Raw genomic sequence first — 23,881 nt, 5'->3', positions numbered from 1 at the left:
TACAGGGATATACGTCGTAAACCTTGCAACCGCCGACATCCCCACTAGGAGCAAATCCCCGGGGGGACTACAATCGCCAGCCGCGCTCCTCCGATGGCTGATCCGCCCCGCATGTTGACCTGCTCCGTACACCCGCTGCCCTACCGCCCCGACCCTGCCGAGTATTTCGCGGCGATCCGCCATGCCCCCGGCGCCGTGTTGCTGGACAGTGGCCGCCCCGCAGCCGAACGCGGCCGCTACGACCTGCTCAGCGCCTGGCCGCGGGAGCAATTGGCCGTGCGCGAAGACGAAAGCGGCGCCGACTTCCTGCAGCGCCTGCGGCATACCCTGCACCAGTTGGGCCAGGCAGCGATTCCCGCGCCTTATCGACTGCCCTTCGCGGGCGGACTGATCGGTTACCTGAGCTACGACTTCGGGCGCCATCTGGAGCGCCTGCCCAGCCGCGCCCTGGACGACCTGCAACTGCCCGATGCGCGCTTCGGTCTCTACGACTGGGCACTGATCAGCGATCATCAGCACGGCACCAGCCAGCTGGTATTCCACCCTGCGCTCGCCGCTGCCGAACGCCAGCGCCTGATCGCCCTCTTCGAACAGATGCCCGCCAGCACCGAGGAGCGCTTCAGCCTCAGCGCGCCGATGAGCGCCGATCTCGATGCCCGGCAATACCAGCAAGCGTTCGAGCGGATCCAGGCCTACATCCAGGCCGGCGACTGCTACCAGGTCAACTTCGCCCAGCGCTTTCGCGCGCCCTGCGCCGGCGATCCGTGGAGCGCCTATCGCGCCTTGCGCGCAGCCTGCCCGACGCCGTTCTCCGGCTTCCAGAGCCTGCCGCAAGGCGGCGCGATACTGAGCCTGTCACCGGAGCGCTTCGTGCGGGTCAGCGACGGCCAGGTGGAGACCCGGCCGATCAAGGGCACCCGCCCCCGCGGCCGGGACGCGGCCGAAGATGCGGCCAACGCCGCCGATCTGCTGGCCAGCCCCAAGGACCGCGCGGAAAACCTGATGATCGTCGACCTGCTGCGCAACGACCTGGGCCGCACCTGCCGCATCGGCTCGGTGCGGGTGCCGGAACTGTTCAGCCTGGAAAGCTACCCCAACGTGCATCACCTGGTGAGCAGCGTCACCGGCGAGCTGGCGGCGCACAAGGATGCCCTGGACCTGATCGCCGGCAGCTTCCCCGGTGGCTCGATCACCGGCGCCCCGAAGATCCGCGCGATGCAGATCATCGATGAGCTGGAGCCGACCCGACGCGGCCTGTATTGCGGTTCGCTGCTTTACCTGGACGTGCGCGGCGAAATGGACAGCTCCATCGCCATCCGCAGCCTGCTGGTCAAGGACGGACAAGTCTGCTGCTGGGGCGGTGGCGGCATCGTCGCGGACTCGGACTGGCAGGCCGAATACCAGGAGTCCATCACCAAGGTGAAGGTGCTGCTGGAGACGTTGCAGGGCCTTTGAAAGCGTCGCGGGCAAGCCGGATCGCCGCCCGCTCACTCCTACAAGTCCGGGTCGCACCATATGGCCGTGAACGACGCCAATCCGTAGGAGCGAGCGGGCGGCGATCCGACTTGCCCGCGATAGACGCGCCGCAAACCTACAGGCTCAACTCACGGCTAGAGGCCTTGAGGAATTCCCGCTTCAGCTCGGCGAAGCTGTGCACCGCCGGGAATTGCGGGAACTCGCGGATCACATTGTCCGGCGCATGGAACAAGATGCCGGCGTCCGCCTCGCCCAACATGCTGGTGTCGTTGTATGAATCCCCCGCGGCGATCACCCGGTAGTACAGGCTCTTGAAGGCCAGCACCGATTGGCGCTTGGGGTCCTTCTGGCGCAACTGGTAACCGGTCACCCGGCCACTGTCGTCGGTGATCAGGCGATGGCACAACAGCGTGGGAAAGCCCAGCTGGCGCATCAGCGGCTGGGAAAACTCGTAGAAAGTGTCGGACAGGATCACCACCTGGAAACGCTCGCGCAGCCAGTCGACGAACTCGATGGCACCGTCCAGCGGCTTGAGGGTGGCGATCACTTCCTGGATGTCCGCGAGCTTCAGGCCGTGCTCGTCGAGAATGCGCAGGCGCTGCTGCATCAGCACGTCGTAATCGGGGATATCCCGGGTCGTCGCCCTGAGGGAGGCAATCCCGGTTTTTTCGGCAAAGGCGATCCAGATTTCCGGGACCAGCACACCTTCCAGATCGAGACAGGCAATTTCCACAAGACACTCCCATTTGTATTGGTTATTCGAGCGAGCCAAAGGACTGCCGACTCTAGCGATTCACCCTGGGCCGCGCAACGCAGCGGAGCGCGCCAGCCAGTGAAGGATTTTGTTACCATCGCCCACATCCAGAGCGCTCAGCGCCACCGACCTGCAGGAAACCGCCCTGATGAGCCCATCGTTCGACGTCGCCGAACTCGCCGCGACCTATGCCCAAAAATCCGCCCAGGACATTCTCAAGCTGGCCTTTGCCGAGTTTGGCGATGACCTGTGGATCTCCTTCAGCGGCGCCGAGGATGTGGTGCTGGTGGACATGGCCTGGAAGCTGAACAAGAACGTCAAGGTGTTCAGCCTCGACACCGGGCGCCTCCACCCGGAAACCTACCGCTTCATCGAACAGGTGCGCGAGCACTACAAGATCGCCATCGAGCTGATTTCGCCGGACCAGGCCCGACTCGAACCTTTCGTCAAGGAAAAAGGCCTGTTCAGCTTCTACAAGGACGGCCATGGCGAATGCTGCGGTATCCGCAAGATCGAGCCGCTGCGCCGCAAGCTGTCCGGCGTGCGCGCCTGGGCCACCGGCCAGCGCCGCGACCAGAGCCCGGGCACCCGCAGCCAGGTGGCGGTGCTGGAAATCGACAGCGCCTTCTCCACCCCGGAGCGCACCCTGTACAAGTTCAACCCGCTGGCGCAGATGACCAGCGAGGAGATCTGGGGCTACATCCGCATGCTCGAGCTGCCGTACAACAGCCTGCATGAGCGCGGCTTCATCAGCATCGGCTGCGAGCCGTGCACCCGTCCCGTGCTGCCGAACCAGCACGAACGCGAAGGCCGCTGGTGGTGGGAAGAAGCCACGCAGAAGGAATGTGGCCTGCACGCCGGCAATATCATCAGCAAAGGCTGAGCCCCCTCTTCTTCTTTTTCTGTAGGAGCGAAGCTTGCTCGCGAAGCGGTGTGTCAGATACGCCGTCTCGCGAGCAAGCTTCGCTCCTACAAAGGCCCTCTACTCCCCTCGAAATTTTGTACACACAAGTGTCACCACGGGTGCCATTTTTGTGTGCACTTAGTCTGTTATCGCCCCAAAAAGTTACACCCTTCGCGCCGGGCTGTTCTGCCCGGTGCTGGCCTATCTCGCCCCGCAAAAATAAATACCTGTTTAATCGGTCAATTTATAATTCCATTCTTTCAGTTAGTTACGAATTCATAAGAACAAACCGAAATTATCCGGCACATGCTTAGATCGAGGTCTGGCACGGAAGTGGCTTAAGTCGATACGCATCTTGTATACAACTTAACAAGCAAGTACATACACTTCATATCCGCAAGCCGGGTTCCCGAATCCGCCTGCAGATGCCCAGAACCAGTGATTCCCGGACCCGCGCCGAAGATTGTCGAGCCCTGCGCTCAAGCACAGTCAGCGCGGGCCCGGACCAGGAGCCTGCCGGAATGCGTACAAGCCTTTCCCCCAACATCGCACTGGATTTGCCCACTTCCCAATCCCACGCCAACCTCGATGCCCGCCTCGACCCCACACCGGTCGAGCTCAGCCCCCGCCTGCACAACCGCGACCTGGCGCCGACCAAGGCCGAAGGCCGCCGCTGGGGCGGCTACAGCATCTTCGCGCTGTGGACCAACGATGTGCACAACATCGCCAACTACTCCTTCGCCATCGGCCTGTACGCCCTGGGCCTGGGCGGCTGGCAGATCCTGCTGTCGCTGGGCATAGGCGCGGCGCTGGTGTACTTCTTCATGAACCTGTCCGGCTACATGGGCCAGAAGACCGGCGTGCCCTTTCCCGTGATCAGCCGCATCAGCTTCGGCATTCATGGCGCGCAACTGCCGGCGCTGATCCGCGCCGTGATCGCCATCGCCTGGTTCGGCATCCAGACCTACCTGGCCTCGGTGGTATTCCGCGTGCTGCTCACGGCGATCCACCCAGGCTTCGCCGAGTACGACCATGACTCGATCCTCGGCCTGTCGAGCCTGGGCTGGGTGTGTTTCGTGGTGATCTGGTTCGTCCAGCTGGCGATCCTCGCCTATGGCATGGAGATGGTCCGGCGCTACGAAGGCTTTGCCGGACCGGTGATTCTGGTAACCGTGGCCGCCCTCGCCGTCTGGATGTACACCCAGGCCGGGGCGCGCATTGCCTGGTCGACCAACGCGCCGCTGAGCGGTGGCGAGATGTGGCGCCAGATCTTTGCCGGCGGGGCGCTGTGGCTGGCGATCTACGGCACGCTGATCCTCAACTTCTGCGACTTCGCACGCTCCTCGCCCTGCCGCCGGACGATCAAGGTCGGCAACTTCTGGGGGCTGCCGGTGAACATCCTGGTGTTCGCGATCATCACAGTCCTGCTGTGCGGCGCGCAGTTCCAGATCAACGGCAAGATCATCGAAAGCCCTACCGAAATCGTCGCCTCGATCCCCAACACCTTCCTCCTGGTGCTGGGCTGCCTGGCCTTCCTGATCGTCACCGTGGCCGTGAACATCATGGCCAACTTCGTCGCCCCGGCCTTCGTGCTCAGCAACCTGGCGCCCAAGTACCTGACCTTCCGCCGTGCCGGGTTGATCAGCGCGACCGTCGCGGTGCTGATCCTGCCGTGGAACCTCTACAACAGCCCCTTGGTGATCGTGTACTTCCTGTCCGGGCTCGGCGCCCTTCTCGGCCCGCTGTACGGCGTGATCATGGTCGACTACTGGTTGCTGCGCAAAGGCCGGATCAATGTGCCCGAGCTGTACAGCGAGAACCCGCAAGGCGCGTATTTCTACAGCCACGGGGTCAACCTGCGGGCGGTGGCGGCGTTCATCCCGTCGGCGCTGATCGCCATCGTCCTGGCCCTGGTGCCGGGGTTCGCCAGCGTCTCGCCCTTCTCCTGGCTGATCGGCGCCGGCATTGCCGGGCTGCTGTACCTGCTCATCGCCAAACGCCAGCCGCACTATGCGGATGTCAGCGGCGAATCCATCGCCGTGGAAAACGTCTCCCATTGAACCTGAACGGCCCGCAGGCCGCGGGCCCCACCCTCATCGACAAGGACAACCCATGCGCATTCTCGTGGTCAACGTCAACACCACCGACTCCATCACCCAGGCCATCGCCCGCCAGGCCCAGGCCGTGGCCGCGCCCGGCACCGAAATCGTCGGCCTGACCCCGCACTTCGGTGCCGACTCCATCGAAGGCAACTTCGAAAGCTACCTGGCCGCCATCGCCGTCATGGACCGCGTGCAGTCCTACGACCAGCCCTACGACGCCGTGATCCAGGCCGGCTACGGCGAACACGGTCGCGAAGGCTTGCAAGAGCTGCTCGACGTACCGGTGGTGGACATCACCGACGCCGCCGCCAGCACGGCGATGTTCCTCGGCCACGCCTACTCGGTGGTGACCACCCTGGACCGCACCGTGCCCTTGATCGAGGACCGCCTGAAACTCTCCGGCCTGTATGACCGCTGTGCCTCCGTGCGGGCCAGCGGCCTGGCGGTCCTGGAGCTGGAAGAAGACCCGGCGCGGGCCGTGGAATCCATCGTGCGCCAGGCCGAACTGGCGGTCAGCCAGGACAAGGCCGAAGTGATCTGCCTGGGCTGCGGCGGCATGGCCGGCCTGGACGAACAGATCCGCCAGCGCACCGGCGTGCCGGTGGTGGATGGCGTGACCGCGGCGGTGACCCTTGCCGAATCCCTGGTGCGCCTGGGCTTGTCCACCTCCAAGGTACGCACCTACGCCAGGCCCCGGCCGAAGACCATCGTCGGCTGGCCGGGGCGGTTCGGGCGCTGACAGCTTCTATCGTCGAAGGGCGATGGCGAGCCAGCACAAAGCAGCGGCACTTCAGATGGCGCTGAAACGCTGCGCCAGCCCCTGCTCGGCGAACTGCTCGATGACAAAGTCGACGAAGGCCCGGGTCTTGCCCGGCAGCAAGCGGTGCTCGGCGTAGTAGATGGAAATATTGCCGTCGTCGACGTACCAGTCCGGCAACACCCGCTGCAAGGTCCCGGCCTCCAGGTCGTCGACGGCAAAGGGCATGCTCACCAACGCCACCCCCAGGCCCTGGACGGCGGTGGCGCAGGCCGCCGCCGAGTCGCTCAGGGTCATCCGCGCCCTGAGGTTCAACGGGCTTTGCTGCTGGCTCCGGCTGGTCAACTGCCAGGAGCGCACGCGCCCGGTTTGCGGTGAACGGATCAGAATGCCTTCGCAATGCCGCAGGTCCTCGGGCTGCTCGATCGGCGCACACCGCGCCAGGTACTCCCGGGAGGCCACCAGGATCCGGTGCGCCGGCGTCAGCCGACGCGCCACCACCCCCTGGGGCAACTCGAAACCACCGCCGATCGCTGCGTCGAAGCCCTGGCCGATCAGGTCCACCTGGCGATTGTCGAAGTGCCAGTCCGGGCTGATCGCCGGAAAACGCCGCAGGAACTCGCCGAGCAGCGGCACGATGTACAGCCGTCCGAACACCGTGCCCATGCTGACCTTCAAGGAGCCCGCCGGGAGCCCTTCGGCGCTCGCCAGGTTGGCCACGGCGTTCTGGATGGTATGCAGGCTGGCGCTGACCTCGCCGAGAAACAGCTGGCCGGCTTCGGTCAGGGCCAGGCTGCGGGTACTGCGCTGAAACAGCCTGACCCCGAGCCGGGCCTCGAGCTTGGCCACGCTCTTGCCCACCGCGGCGGGGGTCAGGCTCAAGCGTCGCGCGGCTTCGGCAAAGCTGCCGACTTCGGCGCTGCGCACGAAGCATTCGATGCTGCTGAAGGTTTCCATGGTGGCTCACTATAAACTTCTGGTTTACACAGACTATAGCGATTCCCATCTACACAGCACTTAATCCCGGGTCGATACTCGACTCCAGCACAAGGCAACCCCGCCTTGGACATTTTGGAGAACGACATGACCACTCAATCCCTCAGCGGCAAAGTCGCCTTGGTTCAAGGCGGTTCCCGCGGCATTGGCGCAGCGATTGTGCAGCGCCTGGCAGCCGAAGGCGCCGCCGTCGCCTTCACCTACGTCAGCTCCGCCGCCAAGGCCCAGGCCCTGCAAGACAGCATCGGCGAGTCCGGTGGCAAGGCCCTGGCCATCCTCGCCGACAGCGCCGACGCCGCCGCCATTCGCCAGGCCGTCGAGCGCACCGTCGCCACCTTTGGCCGCCTGGATATCCTGGTCAACAATGCCGGGGTCCTGGCCATCGGCCCCCTGGAAGACTTCAAGCTGGAAGACTTCGACCGGACCCTGGCAATCAATGTGCGCAGCGTGTTCGTCGCCACCCAGGAAGCCGCCCGGCACATGGGGCCAGGCTCGCGCATCATCAATATCGGCAGCACCAACGCCGAGCGCATGCCCTTCGCCGGCGGCGGCCCCTATGCCATGAGCAAGTCGGCACTGGTCGGCCTGACCAAAGGCCTGGCCCGCGATCTGGGACCAAGGGACATCACCATCAATAACGTGCAACCCGGCCCGGTCGACACCGACATGAACCCGGCCCATGGCGATTTCGCGGAAAGCCTGATCCCGCTGATGGCCGTCGGGCGCTACGGCCAGGCGCAGGAGATCGCCAGTTTCGTGGCCTACCTGGCCGGTCCGGAAGCGGGCTACATCACCGGCGCCAGCTTGACCATCGACGGTGGTTTCGGCGCCTGATCCGGCCCCGATGCAAAACGCCGGGCAACCTTTTATCGGGTTGTCCGGCGTTTTTTTGCGGTTCCGTTCGGGCTTGGCGCAGTCCGACCCTCAATCCCATTGCAACAGTGGCAAGCCGCAGGCCGCCGGCTGGAAGCCCTTCAGCGAACGCAGGATGGCGTCGGCATGGGCGTACCTGGCATCCGCCATCGCCGGATCGGGAATCGCGATCGCCGTCATTCCCGCCGCCTTCGCTGCGGTGACGCCAAAGGGCGAGTCCTCGAACACCAGGCAGTCCTCGGGCGCCACGCCCAGGCGCCTTGCGGCGGTGAGAAAGATGTCCGGCGCCGGTTTAGCCGCCGTCACCTCAGGATCATCGGCGGTGACTATGGTGTCGAACAGTGCGAACCAGTCGCCGTGCCGGGTGGTTTTCTGCGCGAAAGACTGGCGCGACGAACTGGTACCCACGGCGATAGGCACCCTATTGGCCTTCAGATGTTGCACCAGTTCCTGCGCGCCCGGCATCGCCAGCGCATGGGGAAATCGCTCGCGCATCAGGGGCTCGCGGATCACCAGGAACTCCTCCGGGGTAATCGGCAGGTCCAGGGCCTCGACCACATAACGCGCCAGGTCTGCGGCGCCGCGGCCGATGATGTTCTGCTTGATAGTCCAGTCGAAGGTGCGGCCGTAGCGGTCGGCGATGAGCTGGGTCACCTCGGTGTAGATGCCTTCGGTGTCCAGCAGCAGGCCGTCCATGTCGAAAATCACGGCCTTGATCGGGCCCACATCATTGAGCTGTGCATTCATCGCATCTGATCCGTTAATAAAAGGCATCCCGGGAACGGCTCAGGTACGGCCAGTCTTGCCCGATTAAAGGGTTCAGCAGCATAGCCGCGGCGAATGGCGCCGAGCAACCATACCCCCCTCCAGGCAAACAAAAGCCCGGCCAGGCCGGGCTCGATCGTAGCCAATGAAACCAATGATCAGAGCGCTAGTGCCCCGCGCGGCCACTGCCGCCTCCGGGCCCGCCCGTGCCGCCCCCTGCGCCGCCGGTGCCACCGCCGGCACCGCCGCCGCCCATGGCGGAGCCATTGACGCCGGTCGAGCCCATGCGCCCGGCCTGGCTGGCGGAACCTCGCGGATCGTCGGCCCGGGAACGACTGTCGCTTACGCCCGCGCCATTACCGCCCAGGGCGCCTGGGCGCAGCATCAGCCCATTGCCCGAGCCATTCTCCAGGGGGCGGCTGGGGAAGCCTGGCGCTTTCTGCCCATCGGCGGATTGCGCCAGGCTGGAGAAACACAACAGGGACACCAGCGCGAGCACTACCAGGCTGAGCAGTTTGGCGCGCTTCGATGTGCCGCCGTCCCGGGCCGCATCGCCCTTGCCCCGGTCGGGCTGGCGTCCAGGCTGGGGGCCGGAGCGGGAAACCTCCTGTTCGGCGTTGGCATCCGGCAGAATCTGCTCCGGCCGCAAGGCATCCGTGGGCGAAGGCAAGGGGTATTCGGGCGTCTCATCCCTGTCGACAGGTTTCGGATCATGCTTCATAGGCACCTCACACCGGCATGCCGGCGTGTTCGACGCAGACTCAGGAGGGGGCGCTCTCCGGCTTGTCTGCCTCATCGTCATCGGTCAGCGGCACCAGTGCGTCGTCCATCAGCGAACCCGGATCCTCGTTGCCCGGGTCATTGACCACGGGCACGCCAGAGGCATCCTGCTCTTTGTTACTTTCGGTTTGCGGCGTCATGGCGAACCTCGTCTACACAATGGGCCATCACTGAATTCGAGGGGCAGGAACGATATTCGTTCCCCATGAAAAAGCCCGGCACAAGGCCGGGCTTTCTTTGCACTACCGCCGAATCAATCGTGCTTGTGCTTATGTTTGTTCTTGTGCTTTTTGCCGCCGCCGGAGTGATCGTCACCCATGCTGCTGCCCAGAGCACCACCGGCCGCACCACCCAGGCCGGCACCGATGGTCGAGCCTGTGCTGCCGCCCAATTTATTACCGATCACCGAACCGCCGGCCGAACCCAGGCCACCACCAATGGCCGCCTCGGTACGGCTGCCTTTGCGGGCACCGACCGCGCTACCGGCAGCGCCACCCAGCCCGGCGCCGACCGCAGCACCGGTGCTGCCGCCAATCTGTTGTCCCACCACATTGCCCAGCGCGCCACCCAAACCGCCGCCAACCGCGGCAGTGCCATCACCAGCGGCCATCGCGCCTTGGGCGACCATGAGCCCCAAAACCACAGCAGGCAGTGTCAAACGCATGATGTAAACCTCGAAAAAGATGCTGAAGAGTCATTCCATAGGGGATGCCAGACCAACGCTGAGCGGCGCGGCAAAACGCCTTTGGTCACTGTGTTGGACCGTTTCTATGCAAAGAGTTTTCACCCGGGCAAAAAAAAGCCCGCTGGGGAACGGGCTAACAGGATTTGCTTTAACGGATGGCTTGAGACTACTCAGCCGATTGTGAAGAAAGTGTGAAACCCAAAGACGCGGGACGAGGCCCCTGTTTCACACCTCTTCTCCTCCGACGAAGCACGCTCTTGCGCCAAGGCTCCATGCAACCGCCCCCCGCGAACGAAATGCGAGGGCAACGGTTCAGCTGCAAATGGCCTGATTCAGGAGTTCCAGCAAGGGACTTACTTGATGCTACGGATGCTGCCTTTGTTGCCTTTGACCGTCACCGAGACCTTCTTGAAGACGAAGTAGTTTTCTTCACTGACTTCATAACGCGGCGCAACGATCAGGTCGGCCCCAGATGCCTTGACAGCCTTGTAGGCGGCGGCCGATTTCACCGCACCCACGGGATCGAGCATGCCCAGGCCACCACCGGTATCGCCACCGTAGGTCACACCGTCGGCGAACTGGCTATCGCCGCCGAACTTGAACACGCCGAACAGGACGTTCACCGAGGACTGCCCCGAAATAGCCTCGCCTACTGCAACGTCTGCCTTGAGGTCAGCCTTGACCTGGCTATCGATCGGAGCAGCGGGCTGGCTGATGTTGTAGCTGGTGCAACCGCTGGCAGCGACGAGGGTCGACAGAGCAATGAGTTGGAAAACCTTTTTCACTGATTTATTTCCTTATACCTGATCGAAAACAACATCCCGACGAGATGTCGGCCTCACCGGAAAAGTGAGGCTGCGGACCTTATCGCCATGGAAAAATCAGGCATATGAGAGCTATCTCAAACCCCTCTAGATAGTTCTGAAACAATTCATTTTCGAGATTTTCCGATCATAAAAAACCCCGCGACAAGGCGGGGTTTCAGGCTGGAACTAACGCCTCGGGACAGGCGTCACTTTCGGGAAAAACTTCGTCTGGCTTACCCTCGGTAACGCACTGGACCTGGTCTTGATGGCCGACGCCCTGGTCGGCGGTTCATTTTCAAACGCTGCCTGGCCGCAGCGCACCAGGTTGTTGATTGGGAACTCATCCCCGTTGTCCTCGATGTAAGGATCGCTCATTTCCCTGCTCCCTCAACAACCGGACGATATCGGCAAGCGCCTGATTGCCTGGAAATATCGACCGTCACAGCGCTTCAGACTAGACGGTCATTTAGGGACTTTCAGTTCACCCAAGAACAAGCCGACGAATGGCCCGATGTGGGGAGGTTCTAGATATGGCACTGGTGGGGAACTGGTGGGATGAGGCGGGACAAAGCGGTATGAGGCTGGAAAGCTAGGCCCAGCAAGGGGTTCAGGGCAACCCCCATACCGGGACCAGTGCCAAAGAGGCGCCAAACAATAAACAGGCAAATTTAGACATTGGGGCTGTACCTGTACCAATTTTGCAAAAGCTTTGGCACAGGCATTAACGTCGGCTCACTTACACCCAGCCGCCAGCCCAAACCACACGGCCGATTATCTCCAGATCGTTCAGGTTCTCTTTCGCGACCGTCATCGTCTGATAGGCAGGATTGGTGCTGATCACCGCCACGCCGCCGCCGATCTGGCGTTGCAGGCGCTTTGCATAGAGGTGGTCGTCCAGGCGAATAACATAGACTGCTTCCCCCTCCAGAGTATTGCGGCCATGGTCAATTAGGACCGTATCGCCGTCACTCAGCAAGCCTTCCATTGAATCACCATCAACTCTAATCGCGGACAACCTGGACGGCTCCAGCCCTTGTTTGCGCAGCGAGTAGGTAGTAAACGCCAGGTGTGTCAAAACCCGAGCCCCTTCGGTCCAGGAGCCATGGCCTGCACTGCATCGAGCGTCGTACAAAGGCACGTAACTATATTTGTCGTCCTCAACGATGTGTTGAGTCTGCTGCTCTTCCCCAAACGCGAGCCACATAGCGGAAACACCAGCTGCCTTGGCTATTTGCTCCAGGCGGTCGAGTGTCGGATATGTCTCTCCGCTCAGATAACTGCGTATCGCCCCCTCAGAAAGGCCTGAGTCACGCGCAAAAACGCGTGCTGCTCTGGTTCCCATCGCATCCTTGAGCCTATCCCGGAAGCATCCGATTGCCCCCAATGGAATCGGATGCTGCGTATCTGAAGCATCCGTTTTATCCGATTCCCTGTAAGTCATTGATTTCTCTCGGTTATTCATTTTTATGAGCGCGCAACGCGTAAAAAAGAATCGGATGCGCGTTTTTCTGATTGATATGCGCGGATATCCGCGATATGTTTATCCGCAACAGGACGTTAGACGTCCCAAAAAAACCACCCGTGAAGATGGTTCGAAACTATGAGCGAAATCGACATGCCCACTGACCCAGATAGCCGATGGGAGTGGATCAAATACCAACTCCGCGTTCGCGGCACCTCTATGGCCGAGCTTGCACGGCGTTTACAGGTGACCGACCGCGCAATCCGCAATGCCAAAAAAACGCCCTATCCGCGCATTGAACGTTCCCTTGCTGACGCCCTGGACCTCTCTCCGGCCGACATTTGGCCGGAGCGCTGGACCGCAGATGGCAGTCCCCACAGGCAACGTCCAGGACGCGCGGAAATAAACACGTCCAGCAGCAAGGATACCGGACTCTATTCGGTTGGACACTGTAAAGCGGTAAGGAGTACCTAAACATGCGCCGCCCAAAAGATGACAGAACGCTAGACATCTTCTCTGTGCCGCAGCCGGTGCTTTCTATCCCTGGAATGGGCAACTATGCCTCCCAGGTCAGCGAGCTGGTCAGCGAAATACTGAAAGGCTCCGAGCTGGATCGTTACGAAATTGCCGCCCGTATGTCTCGCCTATCAGGTGATGACGTCAGCAAGAACATGTTAGACGCTTGGGCCAGTCCTGCTCGGGCAGATCACAACCTTCCTCTATATAGGGCTGCATTACTGGAAGAGGTTTGTGCCAGCCACGTCCTGACAAACTGGCAAGTCCATTTGCGCGGCGGTCGGGTTGCCTATGGCCGTGAAGCGTTGGATACAGAGCTGGGGCGCCTTGAACGAGTGGCTGCAAACGCTACTCGCCAGGCTCGCGAGCTGAAAAAGCTCCTGGGTGAAGACCATGCGTAATTGGTTCACAGCCCAAGAGCTGGCGGGACTGCCTGGCCTACCGGGCACCGCTCGCAATATCAAGGCTATGGCTGCCCGCGAACGCTGGGAAGGCCAAGGCCGTCTTGGTAGCAAGGCCATTGAATACCGCTTCGCGGCCTTGCCAGAAGAAACCCAAGCCGCATTGATCGCCGCGTCGGTCAATGAAAGCCAGCCTGCCCAAGTCGCAGAGCCAGAACTCAATACAGCTGAGCGTGACACTATTTCAGCGTCACACCTGACCGAAGATCAGCGCTCGGTAATGACCGCTCGCCTGGCGTTTGTGCGGGAAGTCGAGCGCATGAGCAAGACCATCAGCCAGCAACGGGCCATCGATACCCTGGTCTCTTTGGCTAAGGCAGATCAGCTCAGCCCATACCTGAAAGAGCGGGCACAGCGCGCCAACGACCGCAAGACCGGCGACCGCACCCTGAGCGAGCGCACGCTCAAGCGTTGGTTGTCGGACTACCGCAAGCAAGGCGAAGCCGGTCTGGCTCCGGCCCGCCGTCAAAAAGACTTGAGCTTGCCGTCCTGGTCGGCATCGTTCCTGGCCTGCTATCAGCGCCCGACCAAGCCCAGCGTCGAAGCGGCCTATGCCGAGTTCGCGCTCAAGCATCCGGCCGAACGCCCAAGCATCCATGTGGTTCGTCGCTTCCTTAATAAGCTGAGCGCCGAGGCCCGCGAGCGTGGTCGCCGCACTCCGCAGGAACTCAAGGCCCTACAGCCGTTTAAGCGTCGCCTCACCAAGAACCTGTTTCCCTGTGATGTGTTCACCGCTGACGGCCATAAGTTCGATGCCGAAGTGCTGAACCCTCGTACCGGCAAACCGTACCGCCCGGAAACAACGACCGTCCTCGATGTCGCCACCCGCAAGGCCGTTGGCATTTCCATCGGTGAAGCAGAGTCCACCATCGGCGTTATGGATGCCCTGCGCGACGCGGTACAGCACGGCATGTTCGCCATGTTCTACGTCGACAACGGTTCAGGCTTCGCCAACGACACCGTGCGCGAAGTCGTCGACCGGCTCGGCGGTGAAATGACCCACGCCTTGCCATACAACAGCCAGGCGCGGGGACTCATTGAGCGCGCCCACCAGACTATATGGGTCAACGCCGCTAAAAAGCTGACCAGCTACATCGGCGCCGACATGGACAAGCACGCCGGAACCAAGGTCCACCGGATCAGCCGCAAGCAACTGCGCGAGACCGGTAGCACCCGCCTAATTCCGACCTTTGCCGAGTTCATGGCCGGGGTCGAATATGAAATTGAAACCTACAACAACAGCCCGCACCGGGGCCTTGCGAAAATCCGCGACCCGCTGACCGGCAAGTTACGGCACATGAGCCCGAACGAGGCCTGGGACGCTGCCCGCGCCGAAGGTTGGGAACCCATGGTTGCACCGGCCGAGGTGCTGACCGACTTGATGCGACCGCAAGTCATTCGCCCAACACGTCGCGGCGAAGTGACGTGGGCCGGCGAAAACTATTTCCTCGACGCACTGCGCGACTTTCACGGCCAGGAAATCCGTTTGGCTTACGACGTGCGCGATGCCTCCCGCGTATGGGTCCGCACGCTGGAAGGCGAATTTGTGGGCGAAGCCCTGCTGGATGGCAACGCCAGCGATTACATGCCGAAAGCGATGCTGGAAAAGGCTTATGAGAAGCGCGAAAACGGCCAGATGAAACGCGCCCTGGACAAGCTGGAAACCCTGACCGGCAAGCGCGTGGAAATGATTGCCCCCACCACTGCGCCATCCGCCCAACTCAACGCCGAACAACTCGCCGAAGCCCAGCGCTTCGCCCAGCTTGCCGCACCGAAAGCCCCGACTTTTGAAATCCCCGCCGACCCCATCGGCAAATACCAACTTTGGAAACAGCTTGATAGCCGCGTGAAGGGCGGCGAACTGCTGTCACCCGAGGAAGCCCAGTGGCACGACCGCTGGCCCAAACATTCGGACTACACCTCGATGCAACGAATGTTTGCACATGCGGAACAGGCCCGCGCTTAACCAGACCTTTAGGAGTTTTTTATATGACTGTTACCAAGATCGTTCCCCTAACCAACGTCGGCTTACTCTCTGCTGCTATCGACCGTGCCCACAATCGCCCGCACGGTTTGCCTGGCCTGGTTGTGATGTACGGCCCAAGCGGCCTGGGCAAAAGCGTTGGTGCGGCCTTCGCCGCGAACCTGCATCGCGCTTACTACGTGGAGTGCCGCGACACCTGGAGCAAAAAGGCTTTCCTCCAGGCGATCCTGCGGGAAATGGGTATTAACCCAGGCCAAACCCTGTCGATCATGGTCGACCAGGTCGCCGAACAACTGTCCCGCAGCGGCCGCCCGCTGCTGATCGATGACGTGCAATACCTGCTCGAAAAAGCGGTGGCCAACGTCCTGACCGATATCTACAACGCCAGCCAAGGCACCATCGTACTGATCGGCGAAGAACGTGTACCCAGCAGCCTGGCCAAGCTGGAGCGTCTGCATAACCGTGTCCTTGAATGGGTGCCTGCCCAACCGGCCACTCTGGACGACCTGCGCAACCTGGCCCAGGCCAGCTATCCCGCGCTGCACTTCGCCGATGACCTGCTGGATGACCTGCGCGCCAGGGTGCGTGGCTGCCTGCGTCGCGTGGCGGTCAACCTTTACCGCGTTTACAACGAGGCCCAAACCCACTGCTGGGACCGCGTCGACCTGGCGAGCTGGGGCACACGCGAATGGTTCACTGGCGATGCTCCTGTACGGAGGGGCGTGTGATGGCTGGCGGACGCGGACGTAAACCAATCGATCTGGAAATGCAGGGCTCCAAGGGCAACCGCCAGCGCATTTGGGAGGCCATGCGGGCCAATGCCGCAGGCTTTCAGGCCTACGGTATTTCCCGCCGCGCAAACACCGATGACACCACCGTGCGCAGCTACCTGCAATCGCTGATCAAGGGCGGGTATGTGGAAGTCGTCGATGGCCGGAAATTTGAGGAACAGACCCTGCGCCTGGTCAAGGACGTGGGCGCCGAGGCTCCGGCCATCACCCGCGACGGCAAACCGAGTACCGCAGGTAAAGGCACCGAAGCCATGTGGCGCAGCCTGCGCATTCTCGGCGAAATGGACGCGGACGAGCTGGCCGAACAAGCCTCTGTTGTAGTGCCGACCGCCAGCTGGACTGCGCGCTCATACCTGAAATGGCTCAAGCGTGCGGGTTATGTCGTCGAGGTTAGCCCGAGCAAGCCAGGGAAAAAGGCCCGCTATCGCCTGGGGCATGGCAAGTACACCGGCCCACGCCCGCCGATGATCCAGCGCATCGGCCAGGTCTTCGACCCGAACCTGGGCGAGGTGGTGTTCCGCCATGAACCCGAGGAGGACGACCTATGAACAGCGTTCAACTCGCCGCCTGGGGCCCGGAGCCGCCCTTGTTCGTGCGCTTGCTGGCTGCCGAGGTCGCGAACAGCAACAAGACCAAGGCCGGCCAGCGAATCGGCATGAGTCGCACGGCCGTCAGCCTGATTCTTTCCAACCGCTATGCATCGCCCAGCACGGCCGGCGTCGAGCGGCGGGTAATGGAAACCCTGGGCCGCATTGAATGCGTGGCCCTGGACGAGACGGTCACAACTGAGCAGTGCCAAAGCTACCGCGAAAAACCGGCACCGACTCACAACCCGCAGGCCATGCAGCACTGGCGCGCCTGCCAGCACTGCCCAATCAACCCCAACTGCTGCAACCAGGAGAACGCCCATGCTCGCCTCCACTAGCCGTCCAGCTCTGAAAGTGTTGACCCCGACACTGGCCGAACGCCTGCGCGTGTTCAATCACGCGGCCCGCACGTTGCAACTGATGGGCGTTCGCTTACTGCGCATCGAGCCGCTGGAAAACAGCCTGACCATCGAACCTGCTGCGGGTTTCAAGATCGTCGGCACCCAACCTGTCACCGGCTTTCAGAAGCACCCCAGCGCCGGTAGCACCCGTTACGTCGTGCAGTTCCAGGGCGTGACCCTGGAGTGGCGCGAGCCCATCAGCGCCGCCCGTCCTGACGATTGGGCTCGCAACACTATTCACTGAGGAACCTTGCAATGACCGCACAACAACAGGCCATCCCCGAAGGCTACCGGGTCGACGCGCAAAAGCGCCTGATTCCCGAAACCCTGATCAAACCCATCGACCTGGAGCGTGACGCTCTGGTACTTGCCTTGGTTGAACAAGCCCGCGCCGCCAGCGCCGTACTGGCGAAATTCAAGGCGGCAGCGTTTGGCGATATCGAAGCGTTCGTTGAACTCAGTGCCGAGCAGTACGGCGCTCAGATCGGCGGCAAAAAGGGCAATGTCAGCCTGATTAGCTTTGACGGCCGTTACAAGATCCTGCGCGCAGTACAGGAAAGCATCGCGTTTGACGAGCGCCTACAGGCAGCCCGTGCACTGATCGACGAGTGTCTACGGGACTGGACGGCCGGGGCTCGGCCAGAGGTCGTCACCCTCGTGAATGACGCCTTTCGCACCGACCAGAAAGGCGACATCCGCACCGCTCGCGTCCTTGCGTTGCGCCGGATGGAAATCACCGATGAGCGCTGGCAGCGGGCAATGCAGGCCATCAGCGACGCATGCCAGGTTGTCGGCTCTAAGTCCTATATCCGCGTGTATCAGCGTGTCGGCGATACGGACCAATACGAGCCCATCAGCCTTGATATCGCGGGGGTATGAGATGAGCGTGAAACCCTGCCTCACACTCGACGTGGCACCAGTGGTCAATGGCATTACTTGGCGCCTCTATTCCTTCAACTACGACACCGCCGATGGCAACGGTAGCGGTTGGCTGTATGGCCTGTCGTTTGAGCATGCAGCAGCGCGCCTGGTGGAACTCAAGGAGTCCGCTGTTTTGTTCGATGAGGTACTGGGCAGCAAACCAGTTGGCCACCGCGATCTGATCGAGATTCTCAACAGGATCAAGAACTGGCACAGCAAACAGATCGACCAACTACAGAGCTTGGTCGACGCGCCGGACGACACGGACATTGTTCTTCAAGGGGCCAACGGTAAGCGCGTTGAGATACAGGGCGAAGCCCGGAAAGGTTTCAAGGCTGCGTTGCGTGTAGCCGTAGAGGCTTTTTCCCCGCTCCCGTTCCAGATCGAACCCACGGACGACGACCAGGAGGAAGAGTGATATGGAACTGATCGATATCAAGATCCGTTACAGAACCGGTGCCTATCACGCCTCGACGCAGGGTGCGAAAGCAAATGCATCCTCCACCATCAGCGCCTTTCTGGCTGGCTCTGCATTGATCAATAAGCTGCATCCAGGCGCCAAGGTTGCAGGGGCAGAGACGATCAGCCTCGAATCTAACAGCAAGCCCGCGGTGCACCGTTTTTCCTACGTCGCAGGCGGCAGCAAGGCCGCGTTGATCACTGCCTATTGCTTTGCCTCGGGCCACATCGAGTTCGGCACTGAGGTGCCAGAAGGCGGCATCAGCATTGCTGTCGGCGAGGAAAAGAAGGTTCGCGAGATTGTCGAGGTGAACGCCCGCCTGTCCCGCATCGACAACAAAACACTCTATGTACCTGGCGTGCCAGAGGCTGCCAACCAGCGCGAGGGACTGACGGCGTTGGCCCGTTTCATTCAGTGGCTCGCTCGCAGCAACCAGCCAGGCTTTCGAGCCCTGGGCATTTAACTTTTTCCAGGAACCAAGGAACTACTTATGGCCAAGATCATTTTCACCTTAGAAGACAGCCGCGCCGACAATGGTGCACCGACAGTCACCCTCGACATGTCGGGTGTGCCAACTGGTACAGCCCACCGATCCGCCGCTTGCTTTATCTCCGACATGCTTTGGGGGATGGCCTCTTGTGAGCAGATCCTGGGAGAACTCCCAGCACATCGCCGCCAGCCTAGTAACGCAACCCTCCACTGAGCGAAACCGCCCCGGCCTTCCGGGACGGTCTGCCGGGTGTGGTTGCCCGGTACTGATGAGCAGCCGAGGACGTAATGGAACAAGCCGATTGGGATGCATTGAAGGAGCAGATGACGAGCCCGTGGGGCAGCATGAAGCTCAAGTGTGATGGGTTTGAAATCGACCTAGTGCAGATGACTAACCCTACTAAAAAGAATTGGGAGACGACGGTCTATGTGAATGGATATTTGAAGGGTATCTGGCTGGCCTGCGACCACAAAACCGGCGAACCCGAACACGAGGAAACTCGCCGATTCATGCGCAAGGTGACTCGTGCCCTTCATACCAAGAAGGATATCGAGGTCTACCGGAAGCTTTTTGGAAAGCGCGAAGCAACGAAGAGAGAGGCGGTCAAGTTCATCACCTATGACTGGTCCTGGAAAAGCTTCAACTCCCTGAAAAAACACCTGCTGGCCAATAACACCAGCATCACCCGTATCACCGAAAGCGGTCTGGACCCGACTTCGCACTGAAGGGAGAAAAAAGTGAATAGACGAAACCTGGATCTGAGCAAGATCCACATAGCAAAGAAAGACCTCGGCATGGACGATGACACGTACCGGGCATTGTTGGTTCGGGTGACCGGTGTGCGCTCGGCCAAAGACCTCACACCGAAGCAAGTTGGCCAGGTACTTGCCGAGTTCACTCGGCTGGGTTGGCAGCCATCGAAGGTGAAAGCTAAAGGTCGGAAGGCCCCAGCGCCGGTTCCAGATCGGGCGAAGCTGATAGCTAAGGTCGAGGCTTTTTTGGCCGAGGCGAAGCGCCCCTGGGAATACGTCGACGCCATGGCGAAACGTATGTTCAAGGTCGAGCGTGCGGAATGGCTTGACCCTGTCCAGCTCCATAAGATGGTTGCTGCACTGACCTATGATGCACGCCGCAATGGGAGGCCTGAGCGATGACCGATGAAATGTTTCCTGGTGACATCGACAACCTGGATGCGAAAAAGGTTTTGGACAGCATGCAAGACCCCACGGTCCTTTCTCGTTGGGAAGGGTCATTGAGGGAAATGGTGGAGATTGCCGAGGCCAAGCTGGCTACCGAAATGGGACCAGCATCTACCGCCCCCGAACTGGCCCGTCATGTTGTCTTTGCCATTTGCTCGACCATGGGCGGCGGGGTGATCTACTTGCCTAGGGGGGATGCCTTAAAGCGGGCTATGCGGGACGCTGCCATATTCCGTGAGTGGAGGGATGAGAGCGCCCCAATTCCAGACCTGGTGCGCAAGTACGATCTTGCGAGCCAGACCATTTATGAGATCATCCGCCGCCAACGGGCTTTGCATCGCAAAAATGAGCCTGATCTATTTGGGTTTGACGAAAGGACTTTGCACTGATGAAAAGGAATGTTGTGGCGCTAGTCACCCTACTAATGCTTGCTCCAAATGCATTTGCACAGGCGTATACCAACTCATCTATAGCGGACATCTTTGCGGAGAGAGATCAGGAGCGCGGCGTAGCTTCAACGAATGAAAGAAAAGAACAGTTGCTTGAAATGACTCAGCGCGCGGCTCGGCAATGTCATAACAATCTCGCCAAGGGTCAAGAGGCAGAGAATATTGGCAATATGATTATCTTTACTCGTCAGAAGCTGGACGCAGCGCAGGTTCCAATTACGCATTATGAATTGTTGGATGTGGTTTATAGCGCCCTTGGTGATGGAAAGACCGATTGGAATTGCGCGAGCATCCTTGCAATGTATCTAACGCTAAGGGTTCCGGGTGAAGGGGAAAGTGGGCTTACTCATATCGGCGCATATAAGACCATTCAGGCCAGCCGCGACAACGGCATTCTTGGACCAACTTAAAATCAGATACAGCGATATCCAGCCCTGCCACCGAGCAGGGCTTTTTCTTAAACCCCGCTGATACTCAATCAATCCCCTCTTTACGCGAACCTGACCCCGTTACCTTAAACGGCAGGTTCGCACCATGCAGCAAGCCCCTTCTTACTCAAGAATCACCCGGCCTAAATGGCCGCGTCAGCATGCACAACTGATTCTCGCAGCCGGGAGCGATACCGCCCGTGAGGTGCTGTGGGCCAAAGTTCCTGCTGAATGGCAGGCAATGGTTCAAGACCATGTTTCCCTCGGTGAAGATCGAGCGCAACAGCATGTTCGCCAGCGCGAGAAGTTTCGCCCCGCTGTAAGCCCTGCCACTCCAGCCACTGCCGACTATCGCGCTCCGGTTCATGTGCCTGGCAATCCTGTGATTGCTGCCCAGCACCTGGCCGCCCTGCGCGCCACCATCCAATCACCGCGAGCATCCCAATGACCCACTTTCCGAAGCGGCGCCCGCGTGCGCCTCGCATGACCGACTGGACCTTGATCACCCTCGCACTCCTGATCTGCCTGGCCCTGGTCGCCCCCACCAAACTCCCGGTCGTCCTTTATAAGGCAGGCCTGGTAACCCTGGGTGGCGTCCTGGGTTACTGGATCGACCGGGCCTTGTTCCCTTATGCCCGTCCCAATCAAGTAGCGCGTGCCGAACGAGCCATGGCCGGTGTTCGCCGCGCCCTGGTCGTCCTTGCGTGCATCCTCGGCCTGACCCTGGGGCTCTGAACATGCAGCGACTCCGTATCCGTTCCTCTGTCTTGTTTCTGCTCCTGGTCGCGGGCCTGGCCATTTACGGCCAGGCCAAGGCCGAGATCCCCCAGCAGGCCGAACACTATCGACGCGACCTAACCCGCATTGCCCAGGCCGAGTGGGGGCTGGATGCTCCGGTCGCGACTTTCGCCGCGCAGATCCACCAGGAAAGCCGTTGGCGGTTCGACGCAAAATCGCCGGTCGGTGCGCAAGGCTTGGGCCAAGTGATGCCCTCGACCGCGACCTGGCTAGCCGATCTGTTCCCCAAGGCCTTGGGCAAGGTCGAGCCGTATAACCCCATCTGGTCCATGCAAGCGCTGGTCAGCTATGACCGCTGGCTGGATGCCAAGGTCAAGGCACGCACCCCGTGCGAACAGGCCGCTATGTTCCTGTCTTCCTACAACGGCGGCTTGGGGTGGGTCATTCGTGACCGCAAGTTGGCATCTGCAAAAGGGGCAGATCCGCTGACCTGGTTCAACTCCGTCGAGCGGTTTAACGATGGCCGCTCGGCCGCCGCATTCAAGGAAAACCGTCAATACCCACGCCTGATCCTGCTGCGCTGGGAAGCTCTATATGTCGCTGCTGGCTGGGGCCAGGGAGTCTGCCAATGAAAAACCTGCTCAATCTTTTAAGCCCTGCAACTTGGTACGTCGCCCTTGTCGTCATCGTGGTGTATGGCCTGCATCTGAACCACCAGGACGGCTATGACCAGGGCTTTGCGCAAGCCAAAGCCAATGGCGCAGCCGAAATCGCCATCCTGCGCGAGACCCACGCCCTGGAAAAAAAAGCCGCGACAGATCGCGCCTTGGCTGATCTCCAGGCTGAACAAGCCAAGGGCAACCAGTTGGCCAGCCAGCTTGCGGACACCAGGGACAACCTGCGCAAGACCACCGACAAACTCACGGGGGAAATCTCCTATGTCACCAACCTTTACCGGCGCGCCATCGGTGCGCAGCCCGAGCCGTTACCTGCTTGCGTTTTCACTACTGGCTTTGTCCGCGTGTGGAACGCAGCCAACGGAGTCAGCACCGCCAGTACCGCAATGCCAACCCAGAACACCACCAGCGGAACTGCTGCGCCGTCCAGCAGAGCCGGAGCCGCTGACGAACTCGACTCCGGCATTGGTCAGGCTCAAGTCCTGTTCAACCAGGTGCGCAACGGCGAGCAGTACGGAGCTTGTCGGGCGCAGCTCAACCGCATGATTGATTGGGCTCTGAATGAAAGCAGATGACTTCGCCAGCCACCTGGAGGCGATCCACAACGAAAGCGCTTTAGCAGCGCATTTGGCACAACGCGAAACCTTGACTGGTCCTTCCGCAGAGTTCTGCCAGATGGCTGATTGTGAAATGCCGATTCCCGAGGGGCGGCGCAATGCCATGGAGGGTGTGCAGTTCTGTGCCGAGTGCCAAACCCGCCGCGAAAAAAGGGGCTTCAAATGATGATGATCGAAATGCCTGCGTGGCAGTTGATCGGCGTAGGCGTGACGGTTCTTGGTGGCTTTGCCGGACTGGTAAAGCTCCTGTTGCTGCAAATGGAAAGGCGCTTGGATCAGCGCAACGCGGTTATGGATGACCGCTTTAATGCCGTCGCCAAGGATGGCGAGCGGCTGCGAAACCTTGAACTCAGCTTTGAACGTCTGCGCGCTGACATGCCGTTGCATTACGTCCGCCGCGAAGACTACGTGCGCAACCAAACCGTGATCGAGGCCAAGCTGGATGCCTTGGCACTGAAGCTAGAAAACGTTCAACTTAAAGGAATGAAACAATGATTGATCCCGCCAAAGTGCGCAGGGAATCCCTACGCTGGTACATCATCAAGACCCTGGACACATCCCGTCCTGTGGACCCTCACGAAGCCGTCGTCCTTGCAACTATTCAGGGCATCTTTCCCGACTCCACAACTATGGAGCTTCGACGCGAACTCGACTACCTGGCCGACCGTCACCTGGTCACCCTGGACAAACAACCGAACGGTGTCTGGATCTGTGGCCTAACCCACTACGGCGTCGACATCGCCGAATACACCATTCCTTGCAATCCCGGCATTGCCCGCCCCGAAAAATACTGGAGCTGATC

General features: G+C 60.9%; 35 protein-coding genes and 1 other RNA gene. 28 read left to right on the top strand and 8 right to left on the bottom strand.

From position 1 onward, the window contains the following. Positions 1-111 precede the first annotated feature (111 nt). Positions 112-1,455, top strand: coding sequence for an aminodeoxychorismate synthase component I (pabB, locus tag TO66_RS09530; protein ID WP_044462099.1), 1,344 nt, complete (start codon positions 112-114; stop codon positions 1,453-1,455). Positions 1,456-1,591: 136 nt separating this feature from the next. Here the strand turns inward: pabB and thrH are convergent, their stop codons facing one another. Next, complete coding sequence (thrH, locus tag TO66_RS09525; protein ID WP_044462098.1) at positions 1,592-2,209, bottom strand: bifunctional phosphoserine phosphatase/homoserine phosphotransferase ThrH; 618 nt, start codon at positions 2,207-2,209, stop codon at positions 1,592-1,594. 166 nt (positions 2,210-2,375) lie between these two features. On the opposite strand from thrH, the gene TO66_RS09520 reads away from it, so the two are divergent. The 3 genes from TO66_RS09520 (at position 2,376) to TO66_RS09510 (ending at position 5,975) form a co-directional block, all read left to right on the top strand. Beyond that, complete coding sequence (locus tag TO66_RS09520; RefSeq protein ID WP_256243747.1) at positions 2,376-3,113, top strand: phosphoadenylyl-sulfate reductase; 738 nt, start codon at positions 2,376-2,378, stop codon at positions 3,111-3,113. 542 nt (positions 3,114-3,655) lie between these two features. After that, positions 3,656-5,194 (top strand): NCS1 family nucleobase:cation symporter-1, encoded by a 1,539-nt coding sequence (locus tag TO66_RS09515; protein WP_044462096.1) that lies wholly within the window; start codon positions 3,656-3,658, stop codon positions 5,192-5,194. 52 nt (positions 5,195-5,246) lie between these two features. Beyond that, complete coding sequence (locus TO66_RS09510) at positions 5,247-5,975, top strand: aspartate/glutamate racemase family protein (protein ID WP_044462095.1); 729 nt, start codon at positions 5,247-5,249, stop codon at positions 5,973-5,975. 51 nt (positions 5,976-6,026) lie between these two features. Here TO66_RS09510 and TO66_RS09505 read toward each other — a convergent pair whose 3' ends face one another. Continuing rightward, positions 6,027-6,950: a LysR family transcriptional regulator gene (locus TO66_RS09505; RefSeq protein WP_044462094.1), complete on the bottom strand. Its 924-nt coding sequence runs from the start codon at positions 6,948-6,950 to the stop codon at positions 6,027-6,029. Positions 6,951-7,076: 126 nt separating this feature from the next. Here TO66_RS09505 and TO66_RS09500 point away from each other — a divergent pair, with 126 nt between their 5' ends. After that, entirely contained in the window at positions 7,077-7,823 is a 747-nt protein-coding gene (locus TO66_RS09500; RefSeq protein ID WP_044465988.1) for a 3-oxoacyl-ACP reductase family protein, read from the top strand. A gap of 90 nt (positions 7,824-7,913) precedes the next feature. Here TO66_RS09500 and TO66_RS09495 read toward each other — a convergent pair whose 3' ends face one another. The 6 genes from TO66_RS09495 to TO66_RS09470 all read right to left on the bottom strand — a co-directional run bounded on the left by TO66_RS09495 (position 7,914) and on the right by TO66_RS09470 (position 12,339). After that, the gene (locus TO66_RS09495; RefSeq protein WP_044462093.1) at positions 7,914-8,609 is read right to left on the bottom strand and encodes an HAD-IA family hydrolase; all 696 of its coding nucleotides are present in this window, start codon (positions 8,607-8,609) and stop codon (positions 7,914-7,916) included. Positions 8,610-8,793: 184 nt separating this feature from the next. After that, positions 8,794-9,348, bottom strand: coding sequence for a hypothetical protein (locus tag TO66_RS33890; protein ID WP_156162050.1), 555 nt, complete (start codon positions 9,346-9,348; stop codon positions 8,794-8,796). A 40-nt stretch (positions 9,349-9,388) separates the two neighbouring features. Then, the gene (locus TO66_RS33625; RefSeq protein WP_171820067.1) at positions 9,389-9,547 is read right to left on the bottom strand and encodes a hypothetical protein; all 159 of its coding nucleotides are present in this window, start codon (positions 9,545-9,547) and stop codon (positions 9,389-9,391) included. A gap of 113 nt (positions 9,548-9,660) precedes the next feature. Then, positions 9,661-10,071 carry a hypothetical protein gene (locus TO66_RS09485; protein ID WP_044462092.1) on the bottom strand — a complete coding sequence of 137 codons (411 nt, stop codon included), beginning with the start codon at positions 10,069-10,071 and terminating at the stop codon, positions 9,661-9,663. A gap of 374 nt (positions 10,072-10,445) precedes the next feature. Next, on the bottom strand, positions 10,446-10,877 hold the full coding sequence (locus TO66_RS09480; protein WP_044462091.1) for a hypothetical protein: 432 nt from the start codon (positions 10,875-10,877) through the stop codon (positions 10,446-10,448). 757 nt (positions 10,878-11,634) lie between these two features. Then, positions 11,635-12,339 (bottom strand): helix-turn-helix transcriptional regulator, encoded by a 705-nt coding sequence (locus TO66_RS09470; RefSeq protein ID WP_044462089.1) that lies wholly within the window; start codon positions 12,337-12,339, stop codon positions 11,635-11,637. 159 nt (positions 12,340-12,498) lie between these two features. On the opposite strand from TO66_RS09470, the gene TO66_RS32385 reads away from it, so the two are divergent. The 23 genes from TO66_RS32385 to TO66_RS09370 all read left to right on the top strand — a co-directional run bounded on the left by TO66_RS32385 (position 12,499) and on the right by TO66_RS09370 (position 23,879). Continuing rightward, the gene (locus tag TO66_RS32385; protein ID WP_082061055.1) at positions 12,499-12,834 is read left to right on the top strand and encodes a helix-turn-helix domain-containing protein; all 336 of its coding nucleotides are present in this window, start codon (positions 12,499-12,501) and stop codon (positions 12,832-12,834) included. Positions 12,835-12,836: 2 nt separating this feature from the next. Next, positions 12,837-13,277 (top strand): hypothetical protein, encoded by a 441-nt coding sequence (locus TO66_RS32380; protein WP_082061054.1) that lies wholly within the window; start codon positions 12,837-12,839, stop codon positions 13,275-13,277. Further along, positions 13,270-15,303, top strand: coding sequence for a DNA-binding protein (locus TO66_RS09465; RefSeq protein WP_044465986.1), 2,034 nt, complete (start codon positions 13,270-13,272; stop codon positions 15,301-15,303). Before TO66_RS32380 ends, TO66_RS09465 begins: the two co-directional genes overlap by 8 nt. 23 nt (positions 15,304-15,326) lie before the next feature. Beyond that, positions 15,327-16,049, top strand: a complete 723-nt coding sequence (locus TO66_RS09460) for an AAA family ATPase (protein ID WP_044462088.1) — start codon at positions 15,327-15,329, stop codon at positions 16,047-16,049. After that, a complete protein-coding gene (locus tag TO66_RS09455) occupies positions 16,049-16,660 on the top strand; it encodes a helix-turn-helix domain-containing protein (protein ID WP_044462087.1) in 612 nt (203 codons plus the stop codon). The genes TO66_RS09460 and TO66_RS09455 overlap by 1 nt, the downstream gene beginning before the upstream one ends. Next, positions 16,657-17,037 (top strand): hypothetical protein, encoded by a 381-nt coding sequence (locus TO66_RS09450; protein ID WP_044462086.1) that lies wholly within the window; start codon positions 16,657-16,659, stop codon positions 17,035-17,037. The genes TO66_RS09455 and TO66_RS09450 overlap by 4 nt, the downstream gene beginning before the upstream one ends. After that, the gene (locus TO66_RS09445) at positions 17,021-17,344 is read left to right on the top strand and encodes a hypothetical protein (protein WP_044462085.1); all 324 of its coding nucleotides are present in this window, start codon (positions 17,021-17,023) and stop codon (positions 17,342-17,344) included. Before TO66_RS09450 ends, TO66_RS09445 begins: the two co-directional genes overlap by 17 nt. A gap of 11 nt (positions 17,345-17,355) precedes the next feature. Next, on the top strand, positions 17,356-17,979 hold the full coding sequence (locus TO66_RS09440) for a DUF3164 family protein (protein ID WP_044462084.1): 624 nt from the start codon (positions 17,356-17,358) through the stop codon (positions 17,977-17,979). 1 nt (position 17,980) lies between these two features. Beyond that, positions 17,981-18,439 (top strand): hypothetical protein, encoded by a 459-nt coding sequence (locus TO66_RS33620; RefSeq protein ID WP_044462083.1) that lies wholly within the window; start codon positions 17,981-17,983, stop codon positions 18,437-18,439. A 1-nt stretch (position 18,440) separates the two neighbouring features. Next, positions 18,441-18,944, top strand: a complete 504-nt coding sequence (locus TO66_RS33880; RefSeq protein WP_256243110.1) for a hypothetical protein — start codon at positions 18,441-18,443, stop codon at positions 18,942-18,944. A gap of 27 nt (positions 18,945-18,971) precedes the next feature. Further along, the gene (locus TO66_RS09425) at positions 18,972-19,184 is read left to right on the top strand and encodes a hypothetical protein (protein ID WP_044462082.1); all 213 of its coding nucleotides are present in this window, start codon (positions 18,972-18,974) and stop codon (positions 19,182-19,184) included. Continuing rightward, positions 19,183-19,253, top strand: an RNA gene (locus TO66_RS32375) — hammerhead ribozyme type II. Before TO66_RS09425 ends, TO66_RS32375 begins: the two co-directional genes overlap by 2 nt. A gap of 5 nt (positions 19,254-19,258) precedes the next feature. After that, on the top strand, positions 19,259-19,696 hold the full coding sequence (locus tag TO66_RS09420) for a hypothetical protein (protein WP_156162049.1): 438 nt from the start codon (positions 19,259-19,261) through the stop codon (positions 19,694-19,696). Between the two features lie 12 nt (positions 19,697-19,708). After that, entirely contained in the window at positions 19,709-20,125 is a 417-nt protein-coding gene (locus TO66_RS09415) for a gp16 family protein (RefSeq protein WP_044462081.1), read from the top strand. Beyond that, entirely contained in the window at positions 20,122-20,559 is a 438-nt protein-coding gene (locus tag TO66_RS09410; protein WP_044462080.1) for a Mor transcription activator family protein, read from the top strand. Before TO66_RS09415 ends, TO66_RS09410 begins: the two co-directional genes overlap by 4 nt. After that, entirely contained in the window at positions 20,559-21,029 is a 471-nt protein-coding gene (locus TO66_RS09405) for a hypothetical protein (protein ID WP_044462079.1), read from the top strand. The genes TO66_RS09410 and TO66_RS09405 overlap by 1 nt, the downstream gene beginning before the upstream one ends. Before the next feature lie 124 nt (positions 21,030-21,153). After that, positions 21,154-21,495: a hypothetical protein gene (locus tag TO66_RS33230; RefSeq protein WP_156162048.1), complete on the top strand. Its 342-nt coding sequence runs from the start codon at positions 21,154-21,156 to the stop codon at positions 21,493-21,495. Positions 21,496-21,530: 35 nt separating this feature from the next. Further along, on the top strand, positions 21,531-21,782 hold the full coding sequence (locus tag TO66_RS09395) for a putative holin (RefSeq protein WP_082061053.1): 252 nt from the start codon (positions 21,531-21,533) through the stop codon (positions 21,780-21,782). Between the two features lie 2 nt (positions 21,783-21,784). Next, the gene (locus TO66_RS09390; RefSeq protein WP_044462076.1) at positions 21,785-22,417 is read left to right on the top strand and encodes a transglycosylase SLT domain-containing protein; all 633 of its coding nucleotides are present in this window, start codon (positions 21,785-21,787) and stop codon (positions 22,415-22,417) included. Further along, positions 22,414-23,037, top strand: coding sequence for a hypothetical protein (locus TO66_RS09385; protein ID WP_044462075.1), 624 nt, complete (start codon positions 22,414-22,416; stop codon positions 23,035-23,037). The genes TO66_RS09390 and TO66_RS09385 overlap by 4 nt, the downstream gene beginning before the upstream one ends. Beyond that, positions 23,024-23,245 carry a TraR/DksA C4-type zinc finger protein gene (locus tag TO66_RS09380; protein ID WP_052506102.1) on the top strand — a complete coding sequence of 74 codons (222 nt, stop codon included), beginning with the start codon at positions 23,024-23,026 and terminating at the stop codon, positions 23,243-23,245. The genes TO66_RS09385 and TO66_RS09380 overlap by 14 nt, the downstream gene beginning before the upstream one ends. Continuing rightward, on the top strand, positions 23,242-23,574 hold the full coding sequence (locus TO66_RS09375; RefSeq protein ID WP_052506101.1) for a hypothetical protein: 333 nt from the start codon (positions 23,242-23,244) through the stop codon (positions 23,572-23,574). The genes TO66_RS09380 and TO66_RS09375 overlap by 4 nt, the downstream gene beginning before the upstream one ends. Continuing rightward, the gene (locus tag TO66_RS09370) at positions 23,571-23,879 is read left to right on the top strand and encodes a hypothetical protein (protein ID WP_044462074.1); all 309 of its coding nucleotides are present in this window, start codon (positions 23,571-23,573) and stop codon (positions 23,877-23,879) included. Before TO66_RS09375 ends, TO66_RS09370 begins: the two co-directional genes overlap by 4 nt. Positions 23,880-23,881: the final 2 nt, after the last annotated feature.

Origin of the sequence: Pseudomonas sp. MRSN 12121 (genome assembly GCF_000931465.1) — a bacterium.
In the GTDB taxonomy this organism is placed as follows: domain Bacteria; phylum Pseudomonadota; class Gammaproteobacteria; order Pseudomonadales; family Pseudomonadaceae; genus Aquipseudomonas.
This window is presented reverse-complemented; position numbering and strand designations above follow the sequence as displayed.

Bases quoted from the DNA above. Each gene is read 5' to 3' on its own strand.
- TO66_RS33890 (WP_156162050.1), bottom strand. From the start codon at position 9,348: ATGAAGCATGATCCGAAACCTGTCGACAGGGATGAGACGCCCGAATAC.
- TO66_RS09425 (WP_044462082.1), top strand. From the start codon at position 18,972: ATGGCCAAGATCATTTTCACCTTAGAAGACAGCCGCGCCGACAATGGT.
- TO66_RS32380 (WP_082061054.1), top strand. From the start codon at position 12,837: ATGCGCCGCCCAAAAGATGACAGAACGCTAGACATCTTCTCTGTGCCG.
- TO66_RS33620 (WP_044462083.1), top strand. From the start codon at position 17,981: ATGAGCGTGAAACCCTGCCTCACACTCGACGTGGCACCAGTGGTCAAT.
- TO66_RS32385 (WP_082061055.1), top strand. From the start codon at position 12,499: ATGAGCGAAATCGACATGCCCACTGACCCAGATAGCCGATGGGAGTGG.
- TO66_RS09465 (WP_044465986.1), top strand. From the start codon at position 13,270: ATGCGTAATTGGTTCACAGCCCAAGAGCTGGCGGGACTGCCTGGCCTA.
- TO66_RS09440 (WP_044462084.1), top strand. From the start codon at position 17,356: ATGACCGCACAACAACAGGCCATCCCCGAAGGCTACCGGGTCGACGCG.
- TO66_RS09515 (WP_044462096.1), top strand. From the start codon at position 3,656: ATGCGTACAAGCCTTTCCCCCAACATCGCACTGGATTTGCCCACTTCC.
- TO66_RS09495 (WP_044462093.1), bottom strand. From the start codon at position 8,609: ATGAATGCACAGCTCAATGATGTGGGCCCGATCAAGGCCGTGATTTTC.
- TO66_RS09375 (WP_052506101.1), top strand. From the start codon at position 23,242: ATGATGATGATCGAAATGCCTGCGTGGCAGTTGATCGGCGTAGGCGTG.
- pabB (WP_044462099.1), top strand. From the start codon at position 112: ATGTTGACCTGCTCCGTACACCCGCTGCCCTACCGCCCCGACCCTGCC.
- TO66_RS09420 (WP_156162049.1), top strand. From the start codon at position 19,259: ATGGAACAAGCCGATTGGGATGCATTGAAGGAGCAGATGACGAGCCCG.
- TO66_RS09370 (WP_044462074.1), top strand. From the start codon at position 23,571: ATGATTGATCCCGCCAAAGTGCGCAGGGAATCCCTACGCTGGTACATC.
- TO66_RS09395 (WP_082061053.1), top strand. From the start codon at position 21,531: ATGACCGACTGGACCTTGATCACCCTCGCACTCCTGATCTGCCTGGCC.
- TO66_RS09485 (WP_044462092.1), bottom strand. From the start codon at position 10,071: ATGCGTTTGACACTGCCTGCTGTGGTTTTGGGGCTCATGGTCGCCCAA.
- TO66_RS33230 (WP_156162048.1), top strand. From the start codon at position 21,154: ATGCAGCAAGCCCCTTCTTACTCAAGAATCACCCGGCCTAAATGGCCG.
- TO66_RS09405 (WP_044462079.1), top strand. From the start codon at position 20,559: ATGAAAAGGAATGTTGTGGCGCTAGTCACCCTACTAATGCTTGCTCCA.
- TO66_RS09380 (WP_052506102.1), top strand. From the start codon at position 23,024: ATGAAAGCAGATGACTTCGCCAGCCACCTGGAGGCGATCCACAACGAA.
- TO66_RS09450 (WP_044462086.1), top strand. From the start codon at position 16,657: ATGAACAGCGTTCAACTCGCCGCCTGGGGCCCGGAGCCGCCCTTGTTC.
- TO66_RS09510 (WP_044462095.1), top strand. From the start codon at position 5,247: ATGCGCATTCTCGTGGTCAACGTCAACACCACCGACTCCATCACCCAG.
- TO66_RS33880 (WP_256243110.1), top strand. From the start codon at position 18,441: ATGGAACTGATCGATATCAAGATCCGTTACAGAACCGGTGCCTATCAC.
- TO66_RS09470 (WP_044462089.1), bottom strand. From the start codon at position 12,339: ATGACTTACAGGGAATCGGATAAAACGGATGCTTCAGATACGCAGCAT.
- TO66_RS09505 (WP_044462094.1), bottom strand. From the start codon at position 6,950: ATGGAAACCTTCAGCAGCATCGAATGCTTCGTGCGCAGCGCCGAAGTC.
- TO66_RS09390 (WP_044462076.1), top strand. From the start codon at position 21,785: ATGCAGCGACTCCGTATCCGTTCCTCTGTCTTGTTTCTGCTCCTGGTC.
- TO66_RS09445 (WP_044462085.1), top strand. From the start codon at position 17,021: ATGCTCGCCTCCACTAGCCGTCCAGCTCTGAAAGTGTTGACCCCGACA.
- TO66_RS33625 (WP_171820067.1), bottom strand. From the start codon at position 9,547: ATGACGCCGCAAACCGAAAGTAACAAAGAGCAGGATGCCTCTGGCGTG.
- TO66_RS09385 (WP_044462075.1), top strand. From the start codon at position 22,414: ATGAAAAACCTGCTCAATCTTTTAAGCCCTGCAACTTGGTACGTCGCC.
- TO66_RS09460 (WP_044462088.1), top strand. From the start codon at position 15,327: ATGACTGTTACCAAGATCGTTCCCCTAACCAACGTCGGCTTACTCTCT.
- TO66_RS09500 (WP_044465988.1), top strand. From the start codon at position 7,077: ATGACCACTCAATCCCTCAGCGGCAAAGTCGCCTTGGTTCAAGGCGGT.
- TO66_RS09455 (WP_044462087.1), top strand. From the start codon at position 16,049: ATGGCTGGCGGACGCGGACGTAAACCAATCGATCTGGAAATGCAGGGC.
- TO66_RS09410 (WP_044462080.1), top strand. From the start codon at position 20,122: ATGACCGATGAAATGTTTCCTGGTGACATCGACAACCTGGATGCGAAA.